Below are 6,576 nucleotides of genomic sequence, written 5' to 3'. Positions count from 1 at the left end.
GAAACGCCCGGTCCCATTCCGAACCCGGAAGCTAAGACCCACAGCGCCGATGGTACTGCATCCGGGAGGATGTGGGAGAGTAGGTCACCGCCGGACATCTGTTGAAGATAAGGATCCGCACAAGGACGTGCGGGTCCTTATCTGTTTAAGCGTCTTGTGAGGCCGTACCCGGTATTCCGCGGCCCAGCAAGACAATCCGCGGAACAGTAAAAGCACAGTAAAAGCCGTATGCCCGTACCCGTTGCCGCCCGAACCCGTGACCTGGACCCGGCCGCCGGGTCACGATGGTCGGGTGGCCGAAGCGAACATGAACAGGCACTTTGCCCGGCGGGTCAATTCCGGGCCAGATCTGGAGCGCACCATGTTCTTCAGTGATGCCGTGTTCGCCATCGCCATGACGCTGCTGGCCGTGGACATCAAGGTTCCCCAGGTTCCACCGGATCAACTGGGTGCCGCCGTCGCCGAGCAGTTGCCGGAGTTCGGCGCGTATGCCCTGTCCTTTGTGGTCACTGCCGCCTACTGGCTCAGCCACCACCGCCTCTTTCGCCTGCTCAAGGGCTTCACCGGCCGGCTGCAGCAGCTGAACCTGCTGCTCCTGCTGTTTGTTGCCCTGCTGGGGTACGCCACGGACATGCTGGCCTTCTACGGAGACCAGGTGCTCGGCGTCGTAATTTATGCGGCGGCGCTGGGGCTGATCGGCACCGTCAACAGTGCGCTCTGGTGGTATTGCAGCCGCGAGCACATGTTCCTGGATGACGTTGACCCCCGCCTTCCGGCCTACGCGCAGGTCCGCGCCCCGGTGACGCCCGCCGTGTTCCTGGCCTCCATCCCGATCGCTTTCCTCTGGGGTCCACAGGCGGCGACCCTGTCCTGGCTGGCAATTCTTCTGATCAATGCCGTGCTCCGTTACCTGGGCAGCAAACAGGCCGCGCCGGGCTGACCGGCAGGCTGGGACGCCGATTCGTTGGATTGGCACTGCGTCGGGTAGTCTTATATCTGCTTCTTACGGAGCAAGCCTGGAGGATTCGCCTAGCGGCCTATGGCGCACGCCTGGAACGCGTGTTGGGTTAACGCCCTCGGGGGTTCAAATCCCCCATCCTCCGCCAAAAAGAAACACCCCGGTCCTTTGGGCCGGGGTGTTTCTTTGTCTCAGGGGCTTCCCCTTAGCGCTGTTTCTCCTCCCGCAGTGCAGCCCGGGTAGCCACGGAGACCGAGCCGAACCCGATCACCGCCGCAGCACCGGCCAGGCCCAGATACACCCACGGCTGGATGGTCGGCAGCGGTATCCCTGAGACATTCACTGCGATGCCCATCAGTGGCGGAACGGCCAGGGCGGTGCCGAGAACGACGGCGGCCACCACCAGCAGCAGCGATTCCGCACCGGTCATCCGGCGCAGCTGCCGGTCCGACGCTCCGAGGGAGCGCAGCAGCATCAGCTCCGGCCGGCGCCGGGCGGTGGCCATCACCAGTGAATTCACCACGGACAGGCCCACATAACCCAGCAGCACCAGCATCGCGATGATGTTCACCCAGGATTCCGCCTGCCGTTCCGCAGCCCCGGCAGCCCCGGCGGCATCCCGGTCCGCGGCGGTCAGGCCGAGGCCTGCCAGCTGATCAGCCAGGTCACTGCCTGCTGCTCCGTCAGCGGCGTTCACCAGCAGGTAGTCATTCAGTCCGGCGGTGGTGTGCTGCAGCAGGGTGTCATTGGCAACGGTGACGTCGCCGAACCCCAGTCCCCGCTGATAGGTGGCAACAACGACGGCGGATGTTTCCGTCCCGTCTCCGTAATGGAAGGCGAACTCTTCACCCAGGCCCACGCCGGATTCGCGGGCCAGGCCCACGCTCAGTGCCACGGTTTCGGGCTCGGCCAGCCGGTCCAGGGATCCTTCGCTGACATCCAGGTCCAGGACGGAGCCCAGATCCTGCGGGTCCACGCCCTGGATGCCGTAAGCCTCCATCCCGTCCTCGGTGCCCAGGAACCGCAGGTCGGCCAGCACCGCTGAGTGGGCCACCGGGGTGGCGGTGTCCACTGCCGGCAGGCCGGCAACGTCTGCTGCCAGTTCGGCGGAGATGCCGGACGCCGGTGCGCTGACCATGTAGTCCGCGACCATGCCGTCCCGGGACTGGCGGTCCGCTTCCGACTCCACCGTGGTGGGCATAAACAGCTGCACCGAGCCCAGCGCGATGGCCAGGGCCAGCGGAATGATTCCTGAGGCCAGCCGGCGGGGGAACGCCGAGGCATTGGCTTCCGCCAGAGCCAGCGACGCCGAGGGGCTTCGGCCCAGCAACGGCTTCACCAGCCGCAGTACACCGGCGACAATCCACGGCCCCAGCATGCCCGCGCCGATGATCAGCAACAGCACGCTGGACGCGGCCACCGCCAGTCCGGCGGTTCCGGGCAGCGCCGCGGGAAGCAGAGCGGCCACCAGCCCCGCCGCCACCAGAGACACACCGCCCAGCTGGCGGCCCCGGCCCAGCTGCGACTTCTCCGTCACGGCTTCACGCAGGGCCGTGGTGGGAGCCATGCGCACCGTCCCGCGGGCTGAAACCAGCGACGCACCCACGGCGGCAGCAACACTGAGCACCACGGCGGCCAGCGCCGGGAGGGGACTGTAGGCCAAGGCGAAATCTTCCGGAATGATGCCGCCGGCAGTGAACTGCGCACCCAGCAGATACGCCAGCCCGAAGCCCGGTGCTGCCCCCAGCACCGCCGCCGCACCGGACACCAGCAGGACTTCGCGGATGATCATGCCCAGGGTCTGCCCGCTGCCGGCACCCACGGTGCGCAGCATCGCGAACTCGCGGCGGCGGCCCAGGATGGACAGGGACAGGGTGCCGGCGGTGACAAACACGGCCGTCATCACGGCCACCCCGGCCAGCGACCCGCTGAGCAGCAGCAGCATGGAGCGGGCCGCGGTTCCGCCCAGGTTCTCCACGTCCCCGCGGCGGTCACCGGTATAGGTGACGACGCCGTCCACCCGGTTTTCGATCTCGGCCGCCAGCTGCTCCGGATCCACGGAGGAATCGGCAATCACCCCCACGGTGGCAACCGACCCGGGATGCGGCCACAGGGCGTCCGCTCCGGCCGCGCTGAGGAATACTGCGGGGGTGGAGCCGGCGTCCTGCGCCGACGCAATACCGGACACGGTGTACTCGGACGGCACGCCGCCGTGCGAGAGCACCAGCCGCTCCCCGGGAGCGGCACCGAAGGAGCCGTCCACCACCACATCGGTGGCGGCACGGGGTGCCTCGCCGGCGGTCAGTTCATAGGGCGCCAGGGCCGCGGAGTCCCAGGCTGCGGCGGAGAGGCTGCGGCCGCCGTCGTCGGCCAGGGGAATGCTGACGGTGCCCACTGCCTGCCCGACGCCGGGGACATCGGCAATCTCGGCGGCCACCTCTTTCGGCAGGAGCACCCGCTCGGAGAACGGGGCGTCCATGTCCTCGACCACGGGCAGGGACTGCGGAGCGCCCACCACCACGTCCGCGGCCTGCAGGCGCTGCGCGTCGGTACCGCCGCGCAGCCCGGATTCAATGAGAACGCCCATGGCGGTGATCAGCGCCGCGCACAGGAACACGGCCACAGACACGCCGGCGAATCCGCCGCGGTGGTGCCGGATTGATTCTTTGGCAAAAGACCACATGATTAGCGCTCCCCAAGGTAGGCGACGTGCTCGGTGACTTCATGGACGGTGGCGCCGCTGAGGCTGCCGTCCAGCTGCCCGTCGGCCAGGAACACCACGGTGTCCGCCGCGACGGCGGCCACCGGATCGTGGGTCACCATCACCACGGTCTGTCCCAGTTCGGAGACCGTGTGCCGCAGCAGGTCCAGGACCTGGCGGGCGGTCCCGGAGTCCAGGGCGCCGGTGGGCTCATCCGCGAAGACGGCGGCGGGCCGGGTGATCAGCGCCCGGGCGATGGCTGCCCGTTGCTGCTGCCCGCCGGAGAGCTCCTGCGGCTTCCGCTCGCCGAAGCCGCCCAGGCCCACTGACTCCAGTACGTACTCCAGCCAGACGGCGTCGGTGGCGTGCCCGGCCAGCAGCAGGGGGAGGGTCACGTTGCGGGAGACCGTGAGCTGGGGCAGCAGGTTGTAGGCCTGGAAGACAAACCCCACGTGGTCCCGGCGGAACCGGGTCAGGGCCTTGCCGCGCAACCGGGAAATTTCGGTTTCGCCCAGCAGTACCCGGCCCTGATCCGGCGCGTCCAATCCGGCAGCGCACTGCAGCAGGGTGGACTTGCCGGAACCGGAGGGGCCCATGATCGCGGTGAAGCTGCCCTGCGGAACGGCCAGGGACACATTGCGCAGGGCGGGTACGGCGGCGGGGCCGGAACCGTAGCTTTTGGAAACGCCCGCAAGCTGCAGGGCTGCGGGGGCGGAGAACTCGTCGGCATCGGTAAACATGCGGATCATCCTTTGAATCGGGCGGGCAGGTTGGCTGCCTTCGACGCTACGGATCGGGCACAGCGGATCCGATACAGCCAAACGGCCGGTTGAGGGTATAGCTGGCTATACCGACATGGGCGGGCCGCTCCGGCATAATCGGGCAGGTGACTATCCGTGCCGGCCTCGAATCCCGCTTCCGGGATGCCGCCTTCCTGCTGCGTGAGGGCGGCTACTGGCTCGCCTCCCTGGGAATGCTGGTGGCCGGCATTGTGCTGCTCCCGTTCCTTCCTCTGGGGGTGGGCCTGTACGCGGTGCCGGGGCTGCTGGGTACCCTGAACCTTCTGGCGGCGCGGGCGCAGGGGCGGGCTGCGGGTTTCACGTCCGCAGTGATCCCCTTTGACCGGCGGCATCTGGCCGGGAAGCATTCCTTCGGTGAACTTGCTGCCATGGTCAGCGCCCCGGAAACCCGGCGGGATGTGTCCTGGCTGCTGTTCCACGCTGCCTCCGCCCTGCTCGCTGCCGTGCTGACCCTGGCGCTGCCGCTGGGCGGTGTGCTGTATGTCCTGGCTGCCCCGTTCTGGCCGCTGTTTCCGCCGGATGCACCGCTGGAGCTGACCATCCCCGTCCGCAGCTGGACGGATGCCGGGCTGATGATCCTGCTGGGGCTGGCGTACGTGGCGGGGGCTTGGATGCTGGTGCCCTGGCTGGCCCGGCGGCTGAGCGGTGCCACTCTGGCGATCCTTTCGCCGCGGCGTTACGCGGACCTGGCCCGGCGGATCTCTGATCTCTCTGCGGCCCGGGCCAGCGCGCTCGCCGCCCACGCTGCCGAACTGCGCCGGATTGAACGCGAACTGCATGACGGCGCGCAGAACCGGCTGGTCGGCGTCGTGATGATGCTCGGGCTGGCGCAGCGGGCGGCGGAAACCGACCCGGCGGCGGCCGTGCCGTTTATCGGCCGTGCCCAGGATGCCGCGTCCGAGGCGCTGGCGGGATTGCGCGCCGCCGTGCACGATATTTACCCGCCGGTGCTGGATGAGCTGGGCCTGGGCGGGGCGGCGTCGGCCCTGACCAGCCGGTCACCCATCCCGTGTTCCCTGAACATCACCGGCCTGCAGCGGGCCCCGGCAGCGGTGGAAGCGGCGGCGTATTTTGTGCTGGCCGAAGCCCTGACCAATGCGGCCAAGCATTCCGGCGCGGACCGGATTGACGTGGTGCTGCGGACCGAAACCGCGGGCCGGGAGGAGATCCTGGTGGTGCAGGTGGACGACGACGGCGACGGCGGTGCCCGGGTCAGCGCTGCCGGGGATTTGCCGTCCAGGGGCGGGGTTTCCAGGGACGGGGCTTCCAGGGGCGGGGCGTCCAGGGACGCGGCGTCCGGCGGCGATGAGCCCGCCAGCGACGGTTCGGGCACCGGGCTGGCCGGCATTGCCCGGCGTGCGGCGGCGTTCGGCGGCCAACTGATCCTGACGAGTCCGCCGGGCGGACCGACACACCTGCGAGTGGAGCTGCCATGCGCCTTCTGATTGCCGAAGATGATGCCCTGCTGCGGGCCGGGATGCAGCTGCTGCTGCAGAGCGAAGGCTTCGAGGTGGTGGGTGCGTGGGATAACGCCGATGACCTGCTCGCCGCATTCGAACCGGGCAGTGCCGACGGCGCCGTGCTGGATGTACGGATGCCGCCCACCTTCACCAACGAGGGGCTGAAGGCCGCACTGGAGCTGCGGGCCCAGGTTCCTGACTTCCCCGTCCTGGTGCTCTCCGCATACGTGGAGGACCGGTACGCCAGCCGGCTGCTCGGCTCCGGCGCCCAGGGCGTGGGCTACCTGCTCAAGGAACGGGTGGGCAACGTGGGTGAGTTCGTGGACGGCCTGCGCCGTGTACTGGGCGGCGGGACCGTGATGGATCCCGAAGTGATTGCCCAGCTGTTCAGCCGGCGCTCCACCGAGGACCCCATCCGCTCCCTGACACCGCGGGAGTTTGAAGTGCTGGGTCTGGTGGCCGAGGGGCTGGGCAACACCGCCATTGCCGAGGCCATCACGGTTTCAGAAACCGCGGTGAGCAAACACATCGGCAACATCTTCGCGAAGCTGGGGCTCGCGGCGTCGGACAGCGGCCACCGGCGGGTGCTCGCCACGCTGGCCTACCTGCGTTCCTAGCCCGGCTACCCGCCCTCCCGCACCAGGTGCCGCAGGTCCG

At 68.8% G+C, this 6,576-nt stretch carries 5 protein-coding genes, 1 tRNA gene and 1 rRNA gene; 5 read left to right on the top strand and 2 right to left on the bottom strand.

Annotated elements, in window-relative coordinates; all coding sequences use genetic code 11:
• The 3 genes from rrf to AC5RVB_RS11870 form a co-directional block, all read left to right on the top strand.
• Nucleotides 1-96, top strand: a 5S ribosomal RNA gene (gene rrf / locus AC5RVB_RS11880); the annotation flags it as partial.
• Between the two features lie 196 nt (nt 97-292).
• Nucleotides 293-940 carry a TMEM175 family protein gene (locus AC5RVB_RS11875; protein ID WP_494142795.1) on the top strand — a complete coding sequence of 216 codons (648 nt, stop codon included), beginning with the start codon at nt 293-295 and terminating at the stop codon, nt 938-940.
• 78 nt (nt 941-1,018) lie between these two features.
• Nucleotides 1,019-1,106: transfer RNA gene (locus AC5RVB_RS11870), tRNA-Ser, on the top strand.
• 57 nt (nt 1,107-1,163) lie between these two features.
• Here AC5RVB_RS11870 and AC5RVB_RS11865 read toward each other — a convergent pair.
• Both AC5RVB_RS11865 and AC5RVB_RS11860 read right to left on the bottom strand, forming a co-directional pair.
• Entirely contained in the window at nt 1,164-3,587 is a 2,424-nt protein-coding gene (locus AC5RVB_RS11865) for an ABC transporter permease (RefSeq protein ID WP_494142794.1), read from the bottom strand.
• A 56-nt stretch (nt 3,588-3,643) separates the two neighbouring features.
• Nucleotides 3,644-4,399 carry an ABC transporter ATP-binding protein gene (locus tag AC5RVB_RS11860; protein WP_227904636.1) on the bottom strand — a complete coding sequence of 252 codons (756 nt, stop codon included), beginning with the start codon at nt 4,397-4,399 and terminating at the stop codon, nt 3,644-3,646.
• A gap of 146 nt (nt 4,400-4,545) precedes the next feature.
• On the opposite strand from AC5RVB_RS11860, the gene AC5RVB_RS11855 reads away from it, so the two are divergent.
• Nucleotides 4,546-5,904 (top strand): sensor histidine kinase, encoded by a 1,359-nt coding sequence (locus tag AC5RVB_RS11855; protein WP_494142793.1) that lies wholly within the window; start codon nt 4,546-4,548, stop codon nt 5,902-5,904.
• The gene (locus AC5RVB_RS11850) at nt 5,892-6,536 is read left to right on the top strand and encodes a response regulator transcription factor (RefSeq protein ID WP_494142792.1); all 645 of its coding nucleotides are present in this window, start codon (nt 5,892-5,894) and stop codon (nt 6,534-6,536) included. The genes AC5RVB_RS11855 and AC5RVB_RS11850 overlap by 13 nt, the downstream gene beginning before the upstream one ends.
• Nucleotides 6,537-6,576: the final 40 nt, after the last annotated feature.

Source organism: Arthrobacter sp. Y3225209, assembly GCF_059090685.1.
This window is presented reverse-complemented; position numbering and strand designations above follow the sequence as displayed.